The sequence below is a fragment of the Nocardia sp. NPDC019219 genome, from assembly GCF_040632645.1.
In the GTDB taxonomy this organism is placed as follows: domain Bacteria; phylum Actinomycetota; class Actinomycetes; order Mycobacteriales; family Mycobacteriaceae; genus Nocardia; species Nocardia sputorum.
In genome coordinates, this window is sequence record NZ_JBEYCG010000008.1 from 89,903 (window position 1) to 106,529 (window position 16,627).

At 69.1% G+C, this 16,627-nt stretch carries 18 protein-coding genes; 7 read left to right on the forward strand and 11 right to left on the reverse strand.

Features of this window, described 5'->3' with window-relative positions:
- Positions 1 to 2 precede the first annotated feature (2 nt).
- Positions 3 to 929, reverse strand: a complete 927-nt coding sequence (locus tag ABZ552_RS16945) for a DMT family transporter (RefSeq protein ID WP_281877706.1) — start codon at positions 927 to 929, stop codon at positions 3 to 5.
- A 65-nt stretch (positions 930 to 994) separates the two neighbouring features.
- Between ABZ552_RS16945 and ABZ552_RS16950 the strand changes: the two genes are divergently transcribed.
- Complete coding sequence (locus ABZ552_RS16950; protein WP_281877707.1) at positions 995 to 1,810, forward strand: AraC family transcriptional regulator; 816 nt, start codon at positions 995 to 997, stop codon at positions 1,808 to 1,810.
- Positions 1,811 to 1,817: 7 nt separating this feature from the next.
- Here ABZ552_RS16950 and ABZ552_RS16955 read toward each other — a convergent pair whose 3' ends face one another.
- The gene (locus ABZ552_RS16955; RefSeq protein ID WP_281877708.1) at positions 1,818 to 2,303 is read right to left on the reverse strand and encodes a MarR family winged helix-turn-helix transcriptional regulator; all 486 of its coding nucleotides are present in this window, start codon (positions 2,301 to 2,303) and stop codon (positions 1,818 to 1,820) included.
- 71 nt (positions 2,304 to 2,374) lie between these two features.
- Between ABZ552_RS16955 and ABZ552_RS16960 the strand changes: the two genes are divergently transcribed.
- Complete coding sequence (locus tag ABZ552_RS16960) at positions 2,375 to 3,832, forward strand: MFS transporter (RefSeq protein WP_281877710.1); 1,458 nt, start codon at positions 2,375 to 2,377, stop codon at positions 3,830 to 3,832.
- A gap of 123 nt (positions 3,833 to 3,955) precedes the next feature.
- Here the strand turns inward: ABZ552_RS16960 and ABZ552_RS16965 are convergent, their stop codons facing one another.
- A complete protein-coding gene (locus ABZ552_RS16965; protein WP_281877712.1) occupies positions 3,956 to 4,927 on the reverse strand; it encodes a WYL domain-containing protein in 972 nt (323 codons plus the stop codon).
- Between the two features lie 89 nt (positions 4,928 to 5,016).
- Between ABZ552_RS16965 and ABZ552_RS16970 the strand changes: the two genes are divergently transcribed.
- Positions 5,017 to 5,658 (forward strand): TIGR03086 family metal-binding protein, encoded by a 642-nt coding sequence (locus ABZ552_RS16970; protein ID WP_281877714.1) that lies wholly within the window; start codon positions 5,017 to 5,019, stop codon positions 5,656 to 5,658.
- Between the two features lie 126 nt (positions 5,659 to 5,784).
- Here the strand turns inward: ABZ552_RS16970 and ABZ552_RS16975 are convergent, their stop codons facing one another.
- From ABZ552_RS16975 to ABZ552_RS16990, 4 genes are read right to left on the reverse strand one after another with little or no spacing between them, the layout of a single operon-like run.
- A complete protein-coding gene (locus ABZ552_RS16975; RefSeq protein ID WP_281877716.1) occupies positions 5,785 to 6,759 on the reverse strand; it encodes a glycine betaine ABC transporter substrate-binding protein in 975 nt (324 codons plus the stop codon).
- Positions 6,756 to 7,520 (reverse strand): ABC transporter permease subunit, encoded by a 765-nt coding sequence (locus ABZ552_RS16980; RefSeq protein WP_281877718.1) that lies wholly within the window; start codon positions 7,518 to 7,520, stop codon positions 6,756 to 6,758. The genes ABZ552_RS16975 and ABZ552_RS16980 overlap by 4 nt, the downstream gene beginning before the upstream one ends.
- A complete protein-coding gene (locus ABZ552_RS16985; protein WP_281877720.1) occupies positions 7,517 to 8,713 on the reverse strand; it encodes an ATP-binding cassette domain-containing protein in 1,197 nt (398 codons plus the stop codon). Before ABZ552_RS16985 ends, ABZ552_RS16980 begins: the two co-directional genes overlap by 4 nt.
- Entirely contained in the window at positions 8,706 to 9,356 is a 651-nt protein-coding gene (locus ABZ552_RS16990; protein ID WP_195086094.1) for an ABC transporter permease, read from the reverse strand. The genes ABZ552_RS16985 and ABZ552_RS16990 overlap by 8 nt, the downstream gene beginning before the upstream one ends.
- Positions 9,357 to 9,554: 198 nt before the next feature.
- On the opposite strand from ABZ552_RS16990, the gene ABZ552_RS16995 reads away from it, so the two are divergent.
- The 3 genes from ABZ552_RS16995 to ABZ552_RS17005 all read left to right on the forward strand — a co-directional run bounded on the left by ABZ552_RS16995 (position 9,555) and on the right by ABZ552_RS17005 (position 12,414).
- Complete coding sequence (locus tag ABZ552_RS16995; protein WP_357438136.1) at positions 9,555 to 10,157, forward strand: CHAP domain-containing protein; 603 nt, start codon at positions 9,555 to 9,557, stop codon at positions 10,155 to 10,157.
- A gap of 234 nt (positions 10,158 to 10,391) precedes the next feature.
- Positions 10,392 to 11,519 carry a hypothetical protein gene (locus tag ABZ552_RS17000; RefSeq protein WP_281877723.1) on the forward strand — a complete coding sequence of 376 codons (1,128 nt, stop codon included), beginning with the start codon at positions 10,392 to 10,394 and terminating at the stop codon, positions 11,517 to 11,519.
- Between the two features lie 181 nt (positions 11,520 to 11,700).
- Positions 11,701 to 12,414: a DUF1906 domain-containing protein gene (locus ABZ552_RS17005; protein WP_357438138.1), complete on the forward strand. Its 714-nt coding sequence runs from the start codon at positions 11,701 to 11,703 to the stop codon at positions 12,412 to 12,414.
- A 274-nt stretch (positions 12,415 to 12,688) separates the two neighbouring features.
- Here ABZ552_RS17005 and ABZ552_RS17010 read toward each other — a convergent pair whose 3' ends face one another.
- Both ABZ552_RS17010 and ABZ552_RS17015 read right to left on the reverse strand, forming a co-directional pair.
- On the reverse strand, positions 12,689 to 13,048 hold the full coding sequence (locus ABZ552_RS17010) for a hypothetical protein (protein WP_281877727.1): 360 nt from the start codon (positions 13,046 to 13,048) through the stop codon (positions 12,689 to 12,691).
- Positions 13,049 to 13,177: 129 nt separating this feature from the next.
- The gene (locus tag ABZ552_RS17015; protein WP_159848285.1) at positions 13,178 to 13,978 is read right to left on the reverse strand and encodes a hypothetical protein; all 801 of its coding nucleotides are present in this window, start codon (positions 13,976 to 13,978) and stop codon (positions 13,178 to 13,180) included.
- 321 nt (positions 13,979 to 14,299) lie between these two features.
- Here ABZ552_RS17015 and ABZ552_RS17020 point away from each other — a divergent pair, with 321 nt between their 5' ends.
- Positions 14,300 to 15,529 carry a mannosyltransferase gene (locus tag ABZ552_RS17020; protein ID WP_357438141.1) on the forward strand — a complete coding sequence of 410 codons (1,230 nt, stop codon included), beginning with the start codon at positions 14,300 to 14,302 and terminating at the stop codon, positions 15,527 to 15,529.
- Between the two features lie 455 nt (positions 15,530 to 15,984).
- On the opposite strand, the gene ABZ552_RS17025 is transcribed toward ABZ552_RS17020, so the two are convergent.
- Both ABZ552_RS17025 and ABZ552_RS17030 read right to left on the reverse strand, forming a co-directional pair.
- A complete protein-coding gene (locus tag ABZ552_RS17025) occupies positions 15,985 to 16,272 on the reverse strand; it encodes a 4a-hydroxytetrahydrobiopterin dehydratase (RefSeq protein ID WP_281877731.1) in 288 nt (95 codons plus the stop codon).
- 50 nt (positions 16,273 to 16,322) lie between these two features.
- Entirely contained in the window at positions 16,323 to 16,499 is a 177-nt protein-coding gene (locus tag ABZ552_RS17030; RefSeq protein WP_085994939.1) for a hypothetical protein, read from the reverse strand.
- Positions 16,500 to 16,627: the final 128 nt, after the last annotated feature.

Here is a 16,627-nt window from a genome sequence, read left to right on the forward strand (position 1 = left end):
GCCTAACGCCGTGATCCCGGGGAGAGGGGCAAATCGCGGGCATCCGGTTCGATCGGCGGCGGCGTGGCCGCGTTCGGCTTGCCGTCGCGGGTGTTGAGCCACGCTCCGGCGAACATCAGTGCGGCGCCGAGGGCTTGGACCGGGGCGATGGATTCGCCGAGCAGCAGCCACGCGCAGGCGAGGCCGAAAGCGGGGACCAGGAACATGGCGGAGGCGGCTGTCGCCGGGCCCACCTCGCCGACGGCGCGATAGTAGAGAACGTACGCGAGCGCGGTCGGTAGGACGCCGAGATAGGCCTGGTTGAGCCAGAATTCGGCACCGAGGTCGGACCAGGCCACGTCGGCCATGCGTGGCGCCGCGAACACGCCGAGCGCCAAAGCGCCGACGGCCGTGGCGTACACGGTCACCGTGGGGGCCGCCAGACGGGCGAGCACCGGAGCGCCGAGCATGGTGTAGCACGCCCAGCACGCCGCCGCGCCCAGGAAGACGAGGTCGCCGAGCAGGCGATCACCGCCGCCGGAGGGGATGCCGAGGAAGAAGACGACACCGCCGCCGACCGCGACGGCGAGCCCCAGGGCTCGGGTCGCGGTCGGCCGGGTGCGAGTCAGCACCGCGGTGCCGGCGACGGTGATGACCGGCGCCGCCATCGGCACGATCACACTGCCGTCCGCGGCGGGCGCCAGGGCGAGGGCGAGGAAGAACAGGATGTTGTAGCCGAAGACGCCGATCAGCCCGAGCGCCGCCACCCGCCCGGAGTCCCGCGCCGCGAGCCTGGGCAGGCGCAGTACGACGAGCAGGACGACGGCGCCGAGGAGGAAGCGCAGGAACCCCGCCACCTCGTGCGGCACTTCCCGGATCGCGAGTTTCGAGGACGCGAACGCACTACCCCACAACGCCATGACCACAACGAGCAACAATCGGATACGCACGGATTCGATCCTGCTGAGGGGCGGCCTCGCGGTCTTGAACGCTGGTGCGCGCGCACAATGGGGTGGTGGCCGACGGTGAGTGGGTGCGGTACCGGCGAATGCCGAACCGCCCGGTGGAGTTGATGCACGCGCACTTCGAACGGCACGTCTACCACGCGCACAGCCACGAGACCTATTCGTTCGGCTGCACCGAGTTCGGCGCGCAGAGCTTCGATTGCCGCGGCGCCGCGCGGACCAGCGCGGCGGGCATGGTGATGGCGTTCAACCCGGACGAGCCGCACAACGGCCACAGCAGCACCGCGGAGGGCTTCACGTACTCCATCGTGCACATCGGCACCGAGTTGGTCACCGATCTGCTGTCCGATCAGGCCGGTCGTCCGGTCGGGTTGCCGCTGTTCGCGGAGCCGGTGCTGCGCGACCCGGTGCTCACCTCGGCGCTGCGCCGGCTCTGCGCCGCCCTGACCGGCCCGGCCACCGAGCTCGCCGCCGACGAGGCGCTGGCCGCTTCCGTCGCGGCGTTGGCGCGACGCGCGGCGCGCCGTCCGCTCGCGCGCTCGACGGCCGAGCCGGGCGCCGCGATCGCCCACCGCGTCCGCGCCGTGCTCGACGACCGTTATCTCGATCCACTGTCGATGGATGACTTGGTGGAAGCGAGCGGCGCCAGCCGCTTCGCCTTGTACCGCGCTTTCCGTGCCAACTACGGTCTCGCGCCGAGCGATTACCAGCGTCTGCTGCGGCTGCGCGCGGCTCGCCGGTTGATCGCGGCGGGCAGGCCGGTCGCCGAAGCGGCCGCGGCGGCCGGTTTCGCCGACCAAGCACATCTCACCCGCTGGTTCCGCCGGTGCTACGGCATCACCCCCGGCGTCTACTCCGCCGCGTGACCGCTCGTCACGCCGTGCCGGGCGGGCGCGGCCAAGGGTTGTGCTCCTTGTCCTCGACCGACTGGTTGAAGCGCTCGATGAGCTTGCCGAACAGATCGACGTCGGCCTCGGCCCAGTCGGCCACCACCGCGCCGATGCCCTGTCGGCTCTGCCTCCGGTCGGCGGCCAGTGCTTCCAGTCCCTTCGCGCTGGCGCGGACCTTGCGGGCGATGCCCCCGTCCGGGTCGGGCACCCGGTCGACCAACCCCTGCCTGAGCATGGCTCCCACCTGGCGGTTGATGGTGGAAATATCCAGTTGGAACGCTTCGGACAGCTCGCGCAGGCTCAGCGGGTAGTCCAGCTCCAGCCGGGTCAAGATCAGGTACGCCGAGCGGTCGAGCCGGAAGCCGGGACGCCGGAGCAATGCGGCGGGGAAGTGCCTGGACAGCAGCGACAGTTCGAAGGTGAGCCGCTGGAGCGCCGCGCTGTCGTCGCCGGTACCGGAATCGGACATACCTCACTATGTCGCGCGGATCACGTCGATACCAAATTGTGCAGCATACACACCATATGTACCGTGCACATGTGACTGTAGCTGCCGACGCGTCCTCGAGCGTCTCTCATTCCGGCGACCGGCGGCGGCCCACGCCGGCCCTGCTCATCGCGACGCTCGGTATGGTCGGTGTCGTCGTCTCGCTCATGCAGACGCTGGTGATTCCGATCATTCCGTCGCTGCCGGTCCTGTTGCACACCTCCGCGTCCAACGCCTCCTGGGTCGTGACGGCCACGCTGCTGGCGGGCGCGGTGGCGACCCCGATCAGCGGCCGCCTGGGCGACATGTTCGGCAAGCGCCGCGTCTTGTTCGCGAATCTGCTTCTGCTCGTGGCCGGCTCGGTGGTCTGCGCGTCGTTCTCCACGCTGCTGCCGGAGATCGTCGGCCGCTCGCTGCAGGGCGCAGCGGTCGGCGCGATCCCGCTGGGCATCAGCATCATGCGCGACGAACTGCCCGCCGAGCGGGTGGGTTCGGCGATGGCGATCATGAGCGCCACGCTCGGCGTCGGCGGCGCGATCGGCCTGCCCGTCGCGGCGGCCATCGCGCAGAACGCGAACTGGCACGTGCTGTTCTGGACTTCCGCCGCGCTCGGCGTCCTCTGCGCCGCCCTGGTTTTCGTCTTCGTCCCGGAGTCGCCGGTGCGCACGCCCGCCCGCTTCGACTTCGGGGGTGCGATCGGGCTGTCGGCGGCGCTTCTGGCGCTGCTCGTCGCGATTACGAAGGGCGCGGACTGGGGCTGGGGCAGCGCCCCGATCCTGAGTCTGTTCGCGGCATCGGCGGTGGTGTTCGTCGGTTGGGGTGCTTTCGAACTGCGGCAGCGTTCGCCGCTGGTGGATCTGCGGGTTTCGGCGCGGCCGCGGGTGCTGTTCACCAACGCGGCCTCGATCGCCGTCGGATTCGCGCTCTACGGCATGTCGCTGACCTTCCCGCAGCTGCTGATGGCGCCGGAGCGGACCGGGTACGGCTTCGGATTGTCCATGATCAGTGCCGGGTTGGCGCTGGCTCCGACCGGTTTCGTGATGATGCTGCTGTCGCCGGTGTCGGCTCGGCTGTCGGCGAGCCGCGGGCCCAAGGTCACTCTCGCGCTCGGGTCGGCGGTGATCGCCGTCGGTTACCTGTGCGCGGTGGTGTTGATGAACAGCGTCTGGGAGATCATGCTCGCCTCGGTGATCGTCGCGGGCGGTGTCGGCCTGGCCTACGCGGCGATGCCCGCGCTGATCATGGGCGCGGTGCCGATCACCGAAACGGCGGCGGCGAACGGCTTGAACTCGTTGATGCGCTCGATCGGCACCTCGACCTCGGCGGCGGTGATGAGCGTGGTGCTCGCGCATATGACCATCCAGTTCGGTCCCCATCTGCTGCCCTCGCGCGACGGGTTCCACACCACCTTCCTCATCGCGATGGCGGCGGCGCTGGTCGCGATCGGCCTGACCACATTGATCCCGATGCGCAAGAGCGCCGACGCGGCGACTACCACCGGGCATTCCTGACGGCTGCCGTAGTCGGTACCCGCGACTCTGCTTGTCGAGTGCCGAAGGTCGCGCGCTAGGTCTCGTGTGCGTGACCGTGTACCGCGTCGGTGGCCGGCGAATCACGTTCGGACGCCTCCAAAATCAGCTGTCGGCAACTGCCTCGGTGTACCGGCGGCCGAGAGTGCGGATGTGGGCAACGAGTTCGGGCGGGCCGTCGACGCGGAAATCCATCATCAGCATGGACAGGTAGATCGCGATCGTCTCCAGCGCGTCCGCGCCGGTGTACAGCACGCAGGTGTCGGCGTCCACCGCCTCGACCACGCCGACGGCGGGATTGATCCGGGCGACAACGGTTTCGGCGGGCGCGAGCACGGTGACCCGGGCCTGCACCCGCCACCCCGTCGTAGCGATGTGGCGCATGACGAAGGCCACCAGATCGTCGTCGGGGAGCGAGCGGGCGGCGAAACGGCGCGAAGTCGTCTCCGCGCGCAGGACGCGGGCGACCGGAATCGCAACCCAGGTGTGGTCGTCCAGGCGGTAGGCGACCAGGTACCAGCGGCGCTGCCAGTTGATCAGCCGGTACGGCTCGATGTCGGCGGAACACTCGGCATCGGCTTCGGCGATCCGCACCGTCGCACCGTCGCGGATGGCGCCGGCCAGGGTGGTGAGCACAGCGGCGGGAACCGGTGCGTCCGGCTCGCGCGATCCGGTGGTGGCAGGTCCGATCGCCGTCGCCTCGCGCAGTGCGGACACTTTGCGCTGCAATCGTTTCGGCAGGATCTGATCCAGTTTGCCCAGCGCTCTGGTGACGTGCTCGGCGATGTCCGCGATGCCGGTGGAGCCGTCCTCGGCGAGCCCGACCGCGACCGCCACGGCCACCGCTTCGTCGTCGTCCAGCAGCAAGGGCGGCATGGTCGCGCCGCGGCCGAGCCGGTAGCCGCCGATCGCGCCGCGTCCGGCGTGCACCGGATAGCCCAGTTCGCGCAGGCGCTGAATGTCGTGGCGCAGGGTGCGATCGGTGACGCCGAGCCGCTCGGCGAGCTCGCGGCCGGTGTGCGCGCGGTCCTGAAGCAGTGCGAGCAATCGCAACAGCCGGGGTGTGGTCGACGCCACTTTTCTCCTCCTGAGCCATTAGGAAAGAAAGTAGCCTAATACGCCGATAGGCTTGTGTCATCAGCGAGAACGACCGAAAGGCTCCCGACATGAACACCACCACCACCACCGCCGCGACTCTGCTCCCCGTTTGGCGGGACGTGCTCGCCGATTCCCACCACGCGCTCGAGAGCGTCGTCGCTGGGGTGCGCGCGGATCAGTGGCGCCTGCCCACCCCGTGTTCGGAATGGGATGTGACGCAGGTGGTGCAGCACGCCGCCGGTGACCAGCTGGCATACGCGAAGTCCCTCGGCATCGGCGAGGGCCCGGCTTACAACCCGTTCGCGCCCTCCGGCGCGATCGATGGCACTCCTGCGGACTTGGTGCGCGTGGCGGTCGAGCAGACCGCCTTCGCCTGGACCACGGTCGACGACGCCACCGAAACCGTGCCCACCCCGCTGCCGCACGGCGCGCTCCCCACCCCGGTGGCCGCGGTCCTGTGCGCACTGGACGCCGCGGTGCACGCCTGGGACATCGCGATCGCGACCGGTCAGCCGTCCCCGTTGACCGATGAACTCGCCGCCCACCTGCTCACCGCCGCTCGGGCCGGTCACCCCGCGCCCGGCACCGGTGAGACGGCGGAGATCACCGAACCGCTGCGTCAGTGGGGGGCCTACGCCGCGATCGTGGACGGTCCGTCCGACGGCGCCCTGGGAGAACTGCTGCGCTACCTGGGCCGCGATCCGCGCTGAGCAGCCCCGTCGACGCGGGGCTCACCGACCGAGCCCCGCGGACGGTGTGGTGGCGCGCTGCCTCCAGCGGGCGGTTCATCGAACGGCCTCCGGCCACCTCATAGGGTGTCGTTCTCGACTCGACGGTCAGAGCGCGGTGACGAACCCTTGTGCGACCATCCAGTCTCGAGCCACCTCCGCCGGTTCGCGTCCGTCCACGTCGACCTGGCGGTTGAGCTCGGTGATCGCCTCGTTGGTGAGACGCTGCGAGATCGGCGTCAGGATCGTGATCACCTCCGGGTGCTCGTCGGCGAAACTCTTGCGCAGCACCAGAGCGGCGTTGTACTTCGGGAAGAATCCGCGATCGTCCTGCAACAGCACAAGATTCAACGCCGGGATGCGTCCGTCGGTGGCGGCCACCGATCCGAAACGGCACTGTCTGCCGTCGGCGGTCGCCTGGTAGACCACCGGGTCCTGGACGATCTGCTTGCGCACCTTGCCCGCGTCGATCTCGTATTTGCGGGCCAAGCCGGGGAAGCCGTCCTGCCGGACGTTGAATTCGGTGCCGACGCAAATGGCCGCTGCGGCGGGGTCGGCGGCGACGAGCCGCGCGTAGTCCGACAGTGTGCGCACGCCGGTCTCCTGGGCGGTGCGCGCGCTCATGACCAGCGCGTAGGTGTTGTTCATCGGCGCCATGGCGGCCCACACCATGCCGTGCCGGGCCAGATCGGCGTCGCGCACCGCCTCGAACTGGCCGATCTCGTCCGGGACCGGCGTCTCGTTGCCGAGGTAGTTGATCCAGCCGGTGCCGGTGTAGTCGTAGGCGAGATCGATCTGCCCGTGCAGCTGGGCGTCGCGCACGCTGTTGGAGCCCTGGATGTTGGTCAGGTCGCGCACGTCGGCGCCCGCCGCCGTCAAGGCGAACTCGATGAGGTACCCGAGGATGTTCTGCTCGGTGAAATCCTTGGAACCCACCGTGATGCGCACACCGTCGAGTTCGGGGATCGGGCGGATGCTGCCCGGCCCCACCCGCAGCGGCACCGCGCTGCCGGATTGCAACCCGCAGGCGGCCAGCAAAACCATCCCCACCCCCAGGGCGAGCGCGCGCCATGCCCGGCTCATTTCAGCCCCCTCGGCCCGAGGAACGCTTCGGCGACCGCGCCGAGCCAGTCCACCAGCAGGGCCAGTGCCACCGCGAGCACCGCGCCGACCACCAGCGTGACGTTGTCGCGCAGTTTGTAGCCGGTGTCGATCAGGATGCCGAGACCGCCCGCGCTCACCAGGAACGACAGCGTCGCGGTGCCGACCGCGAGCACCAGCGACGTCCGCAACCCCGCGAGGATGTACGGCACCGCGAGGGGAAACTCGATGCGGCGCAATACCGTCAGGGCCGACATGCCCTGACCACGGCCCGCGTCCACGAGCGTGGGGTCCACCTGCTGGTAGCCCAGGATGGTGTTGCGCAGTACGGGGAGCAGCGAGTAGAACGCGATCGGCGCCACGCCGATCCAGAAGCCGGTGGTGCGGGTGGCCAGGTAGAACAGCACGATCAGGCCGATGGCGGGGGCGGCCGCGCCGATGTTCGCGATGCCGACGAACACCGGTGTGAGACGACGGAATCCCGGTCTGGTGAGCAGGGTGCCAAGCGGGACGGCCACCGCGACCACGATCAGCACCACCGTCGCGGTGATCAGCACGTGCTGCCAGGTGACGGTCGCGACATTGCCCGCGTTCAGGCTCGCTCGCTGGGTGGCGGTGAGGTCGCGGGCGAACGCCCATACCAGCACGCCCGCGGTGAGCACCAGGACGAGCAGGGGTTGCGCGACCAGCCGGAGGCGCTCGGCCCGGCGCTGGGCGGGGGGAGTCACGGCGGCCGTGGTCATGGCGCGCCGTCCGTCCCGGAGCGGCCGCCGTGTTCGGCCCGCAGCGCCGACAGGTGCCCGATCAGGGTGTCGATGGTGATCAGCCCGACGTATTCGCCGCGCGTCCCGGTCACCACCGCGGTGGCGCTCTGATGCGTCAGCAAGGCGTCCAGCGCGTCTTGCAGCGTCGACTTCAGCGACAACGTCTCCGGCACCGGTGAGCCGAGATCGTGCAGCGAGTCGGCGTGCGCCAGCTGTTCGGCCGAGACCCAGCGGCGCGGCCGGCGTTGACCGTCCAGCACCAGCGCCCACGGCCAGTCCCGGCCCGCGAGCGTGGCGCGCAGTTCGTCGACCGGGTCCTGCTCGGTGGCGGTGGGGCAGGCGCCGAGGTCGACATCCCCGACGCGGGTGAGGGTGAGCTGTTTGAGCGAGGCGTCCGCGCCGACGAAACCGGCGACCGTCTCGTCCGCCGGATCGGCCAGGATCGCCGCGGGCGTGTCGTACTGCAGGATCCGGGACCGATCGCCGAGCACCGCGATGCGATCGCCGAGCTTGACCGCCTCGGTGAAGTCGTGGGTGACGAAGACGATCGTCTTGCCGAGTTCGCTTTGCAAACGGAGCAACTCGTCCTGCAACAGCCCACGGGTGATCGGATCGACCGCCCCGAACGGCTCGTCCATCAGCAGCACGGGCGGGTCGGCCGCCAGCGCCCTGGCCACGCCGACGCGCTGCTGCTGGCCGCCGGACAACTGCCGGGGATAGCGGCCGCGGAAGGTATCGGGGTCGAGGCCGACCAGCTCCAGCATCTCGTCGACCCGGGCCGCGATGCGCCGCCGGTCCCAGCCGATCAGGCCAGGCACCGTCGCGACGTTCTTCGCGACGGTCAGGTGCGGGAACAGTCCGGCCTGCTGGATCGAGTAGCCGATGCCGCGGCGCAACCGGTCGGGATGGATCGTCGCCGCGTCGCGCCCGTCGATCGTGATGGTGCCGGAGGTGGGCTCGATCAGCCGGTTGATCATCCGCATGGTGGTGGTCTTGCCGCAGCCCGACGGGCCGACCAGCACCACGATCTCACCGGCCGGGATGGTCAGCGAAACGCTGTCCACGGCCGGATCGCGTTGCCCCGGATAGTGTTTGGTCACCGCGTGCAGCACGATCTCGACGCCGGAGACTACGGATTCCGCGGTCCCGTCAGGTGTTTCGGTCTCAGTCACGGATTCCCCTCGAGGTGGTGAGCCGTCCGATCAGCACGTAGATCCCGTCGAGTACGAGCGCGAGCACGACGACGAGGATCGTGCCGACCAGAGCCTGCGGCACCGCGTTCGGACTGCCGAGGCGCGCGAGGCCGGAGAAGATGAGGTTGCCGAGCCCGGGGCCTTTGGCATACGCGGCGAGCGCGAGGATACCCATGATCAACTGGGTGCTCACCCGCATGCCCGCCAGGATCGCGGGCCAGGCCAGCGGCAGTTCGATGCGGGCGAGCACCCGCAGGCGGTTCATCCCCACGCCGCGGGCCGCATCGGTCACGGCCGGGTCCACCGAATCGAGGCCGATGATGGTGTTGCGCAGGATCGGCAGCAGCGCGTACACCACGAGCGCGGTGATCGTCGGTGCGACGCCCAGGCCGAGGATCGGGATCAGCAGGCCGAGCAGCGCGAACGACGGAACGGTGAGCACCGCGCCTGCCAGCGCGGAGGCGATCGAGGAGCCGAACGGACTGCGGTAGACCAGAACTCCGATGAGCACCGAGACCACCGTGGCCAGCAGCACCGATTGCACCACGGCCGAGACGTGCAGGTAGGAGTCGACCAGCAACTGGTGCCGCCGGTGCACGATGAATGTCCACAGCGTGTCCAGGGCCGTACCTCCCCATCGGCTGATCTCTCCGGAGACTAGCGTGGTTTTCCCGGTGCCGTACGCGATTTCGGCTCCTGCGGGTTGCCCCGCCGCTCGATCGGCGAAACCGATCGTAGGGCGCCGGGAACCCTTCGGCGCGCTCGTGCGTCGAAATCCATAAGCTCGACAACAGCATCACAGGAATGGATCGGGGGAGCGATGGCACAACAGCTGGGATCGCGGGCGGGGCGATGGCTCGCACTCGTGTTGGCGGGGCTAGGCGTAGCTGGGGCGGCTGTCGGCGGGGCCCTGTGGTGGCAGGACCGAGCCGACCGCGGAGCGGTCGTGGGCGAGCGCCTCACCGAGTTCCCGGCGCTGGACCGGTCGGCGCTCGACGCGGTCCAAGCAGAGATCGTCGCGGTCGCCGAGCGCGAGTTCGCCGAGCCGGGCGCGGGCACGAAATACGCGGAAGGCGCCGAAGAGGCGTGGTGCGCCGACTTCGTCAGCTGGGTGATGCGCGAGGCGGGGGCGCCGCTGGCCAACCCGCACTCGGGCTCCTGGCGGATTCCCGGCGTCTACACCTTGCAGGAGTATTACGAGAGCGTCGGCCGCTTCGTGCCACTCGGCTCCGGGTACCGCCCGCGCACCGGTGACGTGCTGCTGTATCACGACTCCAGCCCGTTCGGCCAGCACACGAATATCGTCTTGCGGGCCGACGCCGGCCAGGTGACCACGATCGGCGGCAACGAGGACGACGAGATCCAGATCAACCGCTTCGCGCTCGACGACGTGCCGGGTGTGGTCGGTTTCGGCCGATTGTGATGAGCACCCCTCCCCGGTGCGCGGAATCTGTCCGATATGCGGGTGAAACGTCGTGCCGGATGGTCCTACGATGGATTCGGCGGCGCCCGGCAGCGCCGCCGCCGATCCCCGCCCTGCTTCCCCCTCATCGGCAGGACGGGGATCTCAGGCTGACCACCGCGTTCCGGGGCGGCGCACGATCGGTCGCGTACCGTGTCGAGTGTCCATCGAGAGGTGAGGGTTCCGGAACTCCTGATGCATCCGACCGACGAATCGAGTAGCGCGCCCGCGTGGATCGACTACGCCGAGTTCGGCGAGCGTTTCGTCACGCACGCGGTGAACGCCGCCCGCATCGAATCCGCCGTCTCCGGAATGACGGGCCGCGGTTTGACTATCGGCCCGGTCTCGATCGGCCCGGCCGGACTCGCCGGTTTCGTGGCCGAGGGCAAAGTCGGCGCCCCGCGCGTGCTGCACAGCGGTCCACGGGTGACATACGAGGTGACCGTCCCCGTCTCGCTCACTTTGAAGGTGCTGCTCGGCGGTCGGAAACTGCGTCTGGAGGCCAGGGTCGAGATCGATCTGACCCTGCACGCCCGCACCGCCGAACCCGTGCTCATCATCATCGACATCCCGCCGATCACCCAGCGGGACATCAGCTTCGTTCTGCGCGCCCAAGCGGTCGAGTCGGCCTGGGAATGGCTGCTCGACCCGATCGCCGGGGTGGTGCAGCGGGAGGTCGCCTCCCGGGTGAATGCCATGCTGGCCGATCCGCAGACCCGCCGGGGGCTGGTGTTCGACGTGGAGGCGATGGTCGCGGGCAAACGGTCGGCGTATCGGGACAAGAGCGCGTTCGACTGGATCGGCTACGACGAGTTCGGGCATCGGTTCTTCTCTCGCATCGTGACGCGCGAGCGGGTACACGACGTGGTGGAACGCTTGGCGGGCAGGCCGATCGAAGTCGGGCCGCTGCGGACGGGCCCGCGCGCCAGCGCCGTGGTCACCGTTCGCGGAGCGGTCCGGATGCCACGGCTGACGGACCGGTCGGCGGATCCGGTCGCCTTCGACCTGACGCTGCCGGTGAGCCTGGACATCACGGTGGCCGTACTGAAAGCCAATTACTACCGCGCCGACGTGGAGGTGCCGTTGGTGCTCACCGCCCGCGCCGCCGACCCCCTGCGCGTGGTGATCGACGTGCCGCCGCCCGACCCGGCCGACATCCGGATGGAGTTCACCGCCCACGGGGCGCGCGCGGCCGCCCTCGGTGCGCTCGCAGGGATAAAGAAGCAGGTCATCGCCCAGGTGGCGGCGGTGATCCGCAAAGAACTCGCCGACCCGGCGATGCGCACCATCGACGTCGCCGCGCGCATCGACGGCATCGCCTGACGTCCGCCACCCGCGCGTACGGTGTGGCGAATGTGAAACATGTTTCTCCTGGGTCTAGCGGTTCCAATGTGAATGTGGTGAAATGAGTTCACGTTCGAGGCTCCCGGCGCGCGGCGAGGTTTTGGGGAAGGTGCGCCGGGCACGCTGCCATCCATGTCGGGGTTGCGCGAAGGAGTCGACGATGCGTTCCATTTCGGTATCCCGGCGTGATCTGTTCGCCTACGCGGCCGCGGCGGCCGTCGTCGGCGTGACCGCCGCTCCAGTTCCCGCCTCAGCGCGGCCCGCGTTCGGCACCTTGGTCGATTACGCCGGCGGCGTCCCTGCGGCCGCGGCGATCCGCGATGCCGGACATATCGGCGTGATCCGTTACGTGTCCGATCGCAGGCCCGGCGCCGAGTGGATGGCGGGAAAACCGCTGCGCTCCCCGGAAGTCGACGACCTCAAAGCAGCCGGTCTGCAGATCGTCTCCTGCTACCAGTTCGGCAAGGGGCCGACCGCGGACTGGCGCGGCGGGCTGGAGGCGGGCAAGCGGCACGCCGAGCGCGGACTCGCGTTGCATCGCGCCGCCGGCGGCCCGGACAACGTCCCGATCTACGCGTCCATCGACGACAATCCCTCACCCGTCGACTTCGCCACCATGATCGCGCCGTACCTGCTGGGCTGGCAGGCCGTGCTCGGCAAGGAGAACACCGGCATCTACGCGAACACCCCGACCATCGAACTGGCCCGCACCGCGGGCCTGTGTTCCTGGTATTGGCAGCACAACTGGGGAACCCCCAAGGGCTTCGTGCACCCGGCCGCCAACCTGCACCAATTCGAGATCGACAAGCGCTCCATCGACGGGGTGGGGATCGATGTGAACAACGTGCTCACACCCGAATACGGGCAGTGGTGAAAGGGCTCGCACCTATCCGCGCTTCCCCGCAGACTCGCTCCATCACCCGCACGCCCGAACGGCCACAGCCCAGCTGACACCCGAATGCCCGCTGTGTCGGGTGAAGGTCCCCCGGCGATCTGTCATCGTGACCGCGGGGACAGCAGGTATCCCATCGACGCGCTCATGGGCGACGCGAGTACCGGCGATGCAGTTCGACTGAGCGCCGCCGCCGTCCCGTTCGCGAGCCACAGAGGGGCCGCGAACACGCACCGCCGCAGGCGGTGCCAAAAACTCAAGTCTGGCAGTGGCTGATCGGTGTGACGCGCAGGTCGGGCTCGTCGTCCGGGACGACGCGCAGGGAGGGGCGGCTGTCCGGGGCTTCGTGGTCGCCGAGCCAGGCGAACAGCGACCACCGGGACAGGCCGGAGAACGCGGAACCGAGGCTGGCGAACGAGAACGACGAGATCGCCGAGCCGAACGAACCCACGGACCCGATGGACAGCACCGAGCCCACGCTGCCGATGGACAGGATCGAGTAGGCCGACCCGATGGACAGGATCGACCCCTCCGAGCGGATGGACAGGATCGAGCGGTGCGAGCGCCTGCTGCGGATCGAACGAGCCGTGCGTATCGAGTGATCGATGGTCGCCATAGTTAGCGGTCTACCACAGTCCGGACGGCTCGTGGGGCGTCGCCGGCGGATCCGTCCGAGGTTTCGGCGCGGACCCGTGGAACGACCGAGGGCGGCGACCCGATGGAGTCGCCGCCCTCGACCGAGAACTCAGCCTACGGTGAAGAACCCGAGCGTCGGCAGGAACGAGCAGGTCCGCGCCTCCCCGTCGGCGGACTGGGTGGTCAGCGAGCCGGAGACGACCGCGACCACGCGGCCGAAGCCCGTGTCGGCGATCGCGGACAGCGTAGCGGGGCCGTCCGGGTTGATCTTGGCCTCGTCGGTCAGCGGCAGAACGCCGGACTGACGGGTGTCCAGGTTCAGCCACTGCACCGTCATCGGCGGGTTCTGCACCGGCGTCGGCGACTTGGTGCCGAGCGCGGTGAAGACGAACCCGGTCTGGCCCGCCTGCGGGCCGGGCGGCGGGAGCGTGGCCGGGCCGGGCACGGCCAGCGCGGTGCCCACCGAGTCGGCGCTCGGGCCGATGCAGCCCTTGCCGATGGTCGGGTAGAGGAACTGCGCGATCGCGGGGCCGTCCTGCGGCACCTCGGGACCACCGCCGCCGCTGCCGTCGAGGAAGGTGATGATCCGTTCCAGCGTCGACTTGATCTGCGGCGGGAGGTTCAGGGTGGCCAGCAGCCTGCGCGCCTGATCCAGGATGGCCGACTGCGGGCCCGCGACGCCCGCGGGGCTCGCGATATCCGCCGGGCCGGCGACGGCGCCGACGATGGCCGGGGCGAGTGCGGCCAGCGCGTCCACCGGAACACCTTCGGGAACCATGGGAACGCTGTTCGTAAGCGCCGCGGGGGCGGGCGCAGGGGCCGCGATTGCTGTCGTCGGCGCGGCAAGCGTGGCACTCGCCGCGATAGCGAGTGCGGACAATGCGATCCGCGATCCTCGGGTGCGAAGCACTGGTCTGGCCGTCCTTACCTCGGGTACATCAGGGTTCGATTGCTAAAAGCCATCGTTTCGGGGGTCACTCTAGGGACATTGCGGCTATGTGTACAGCCGCGGCGTCCCGAAGGCGCCGTGGACGATCAGTGTGAGCCGAACTTACCGCTCCCCGATGTTACTGGTGTGAAAGTTGATGCAAATGTTACCGGTGGTTCGAGGGTGCGACCGCCCGCATTCGCGCTGCGGTTAATCTAATCGTTGCCGTCCGCGCTGTCGCCACAACATCGAAGTCCGGGCGTGCCCCGCCGACGCACCGCACTCGAGCCGAAAGCCAGTGATTTGAATCGTCACCTCCGATGGGCTTTGTCGGCGCTGGGCCTGTCCGTGCTGGCCCGGTTGCTCTGGATGCTGCTGTCCACGAACGGGATGAACCTCGTCGACCTGCACGTCTACGTCGGCGGATCGGCCGCGCTGCTGACCGACCAGCTCTATGACTTCACCTACGCGGAGAAGACGCCCGACTTCCCGCTGCCGTTCACCTATCCGCCGTTCGCGGCGTTGGTGTTCTTCCCGCTGCACTACCTGCCGTTCACCGTGGTCGCGGTGGCTTGGCTGCTGGCCATCGCCGCGGCGTTGTACGCGGTGGTGCACATCAGTCTGGAGCTGATCTTCGGGGCGGAGCGGCTGCGGACGCCGCAGTGGCGGGCCGCGACCGTCGGCTGGACCGCGCTGGGCCTGTGGCTCGAACCGGTGCGAACCACGATGGATTACGGCCAGGTCAACGTCTTCCTGGTGCTCGGCGGGATGCTCGCGGTGCGCAGCGCGCGGTGGTGGATCTCTGGCAGCCTGGTCGGAATCGTCGCAGGCATCAAACTGACGCCCGCGATCACCGGCCTCTATTTCGTCGCGCGCGGGCGCTGGGCGACCGTGGCCTGGTCGGCGGTGGTGTTCGGCGCGACTGTGGGGGTGAGTTTCCTGATCGCGCCGGTCGAGGCGCGCCGGTACTTCGGCACCCTGCTCGGTGACGCCGACCGCATCGGCCCGGTGGGATCGGTGTGGAATCAGTCGCTGCGCGGCACGCTGAGCCGGATTCTCGGCTACGACGTGGAATCCGGTCCGTGGTGGATCGCGGCCGTACTCGTGGTCGCGGTGCTGGCGTTCCTGGCGTGGCGCGCGCTCGGCCCGGAGGACCGGCTCGGCACGCTGATCGTGGTGCAACTGTTCGGGCTGATGATCTCGCCCATCTCGTGGTCGCATCACTGGGTGTGGCTACTGCCCGCGGTGCTGTGGCTGGTCTACGGGCCGCTGCGCCGGGCGCCCGGCGCGCGCGTCGTGGCCGGATATTGGCTGGTGACCATGTTCGTCGGCGTGCCGTGGGTGCTGTCGTTCTTCCAGGATTCGATCTGGACCATCTCGCGCCCCGGCGTACTGTCCTGGCTCGGCGCCGTCGACGTGCTCGGCGTCGTGGCGTTCTACCTCTGGGTGATCCGCTTCGGCCCCCGGTTCGCGAGCTCGAACCCCGCCGAGTCGACGCGCGAGAGCACCGAGGGCCGCGCCCGCACGGCGTAGTCCTGTCGCGGCCGAAATGCGTCAGGTCCGATCGTCGGACACCGGACCGCAACATCCGCGCTCAGCTCCCGCTTCGAGCGGAGCGAGACCAAGCAGGCTCGTTCGCACTCTGGCCCGCGTTCGTGTGGCAATCGAATGGAACCGATCCCGGCCACCACACCCCGCAGGCCGCCTGACTGGGGACTTTCACGACTGACGCGCCCGGCGCACCTCAACTCCCGTTTCGAGCGAAGCGAGACCGAGCAAGCGCCGCTCGCGGCCCGGCTTGCGTTTGCGCGGGCGCCGCGTAGTTGACGGGCAAGCTGCCACCGATCGGCTCCAAGCGTTAGCAAGTCGCCGAATACATCTGGGCGGCGAGCTTCGATACCGACGTGCTCAGCGCACCGCAACCGCGTCTTTCGAGCGGAGCGAGACCGAGCATTGCCGCGAACACCCAGCGCCGAAGGCGCTGGAATCTAACAGAGCCGATCTATTTCGTGCGCCAGCGCGACGTCCAGCGCCGTGAGCCCGCCCGCGGAGTGGGTGGACAAGGTGAAGGTGACTTTGCGCCAGCGGATGTCGATGTCCGGGTGGTGATCGGCTTCTTCCGCGACTTCGGCGACCCGGCGCACGAGTTCGATGCCCGCGGGGAAGGTGGGTGCCTCGACGGTGCGGACCAAGGCGTTGCCCGATCGTGCCCAGTCCGGCAGTTCGGTGAGGGCCTCGGCGATCTCGGTATCGGAGAGCAGTGTCTGCTGGGCCATAACACTCCTTACTACTCGCCACGGGCCGCCCTGGAAAGGTGGCGGCAGGGTCAGGCGGCGCGTGCCTGCTTGAGTGCCTTCTTCAGATCCTTGCCGGTGACTCCGGCCGCTTCGCACTTCTTCATCCGCATGATGACCACGGGGCACTTCAAGCAGCGCGTCTTCTTCCGACAGCACTTCTTCTTGGGTTTCAGGCTGGAAACCTTCTTCGCTTTGACCTTGCCCACGGCGGTTAGCGTACCCTAAGTGCAAAGCCTGAAACGTTGCGCGAACGGACTGCCGGTAGGGTGTAGCTGGCCGCGATGCCCGGTGAGTTTCGATTCTCCACCTGTCTGCAAGGAGCCCGGCGGGAGCG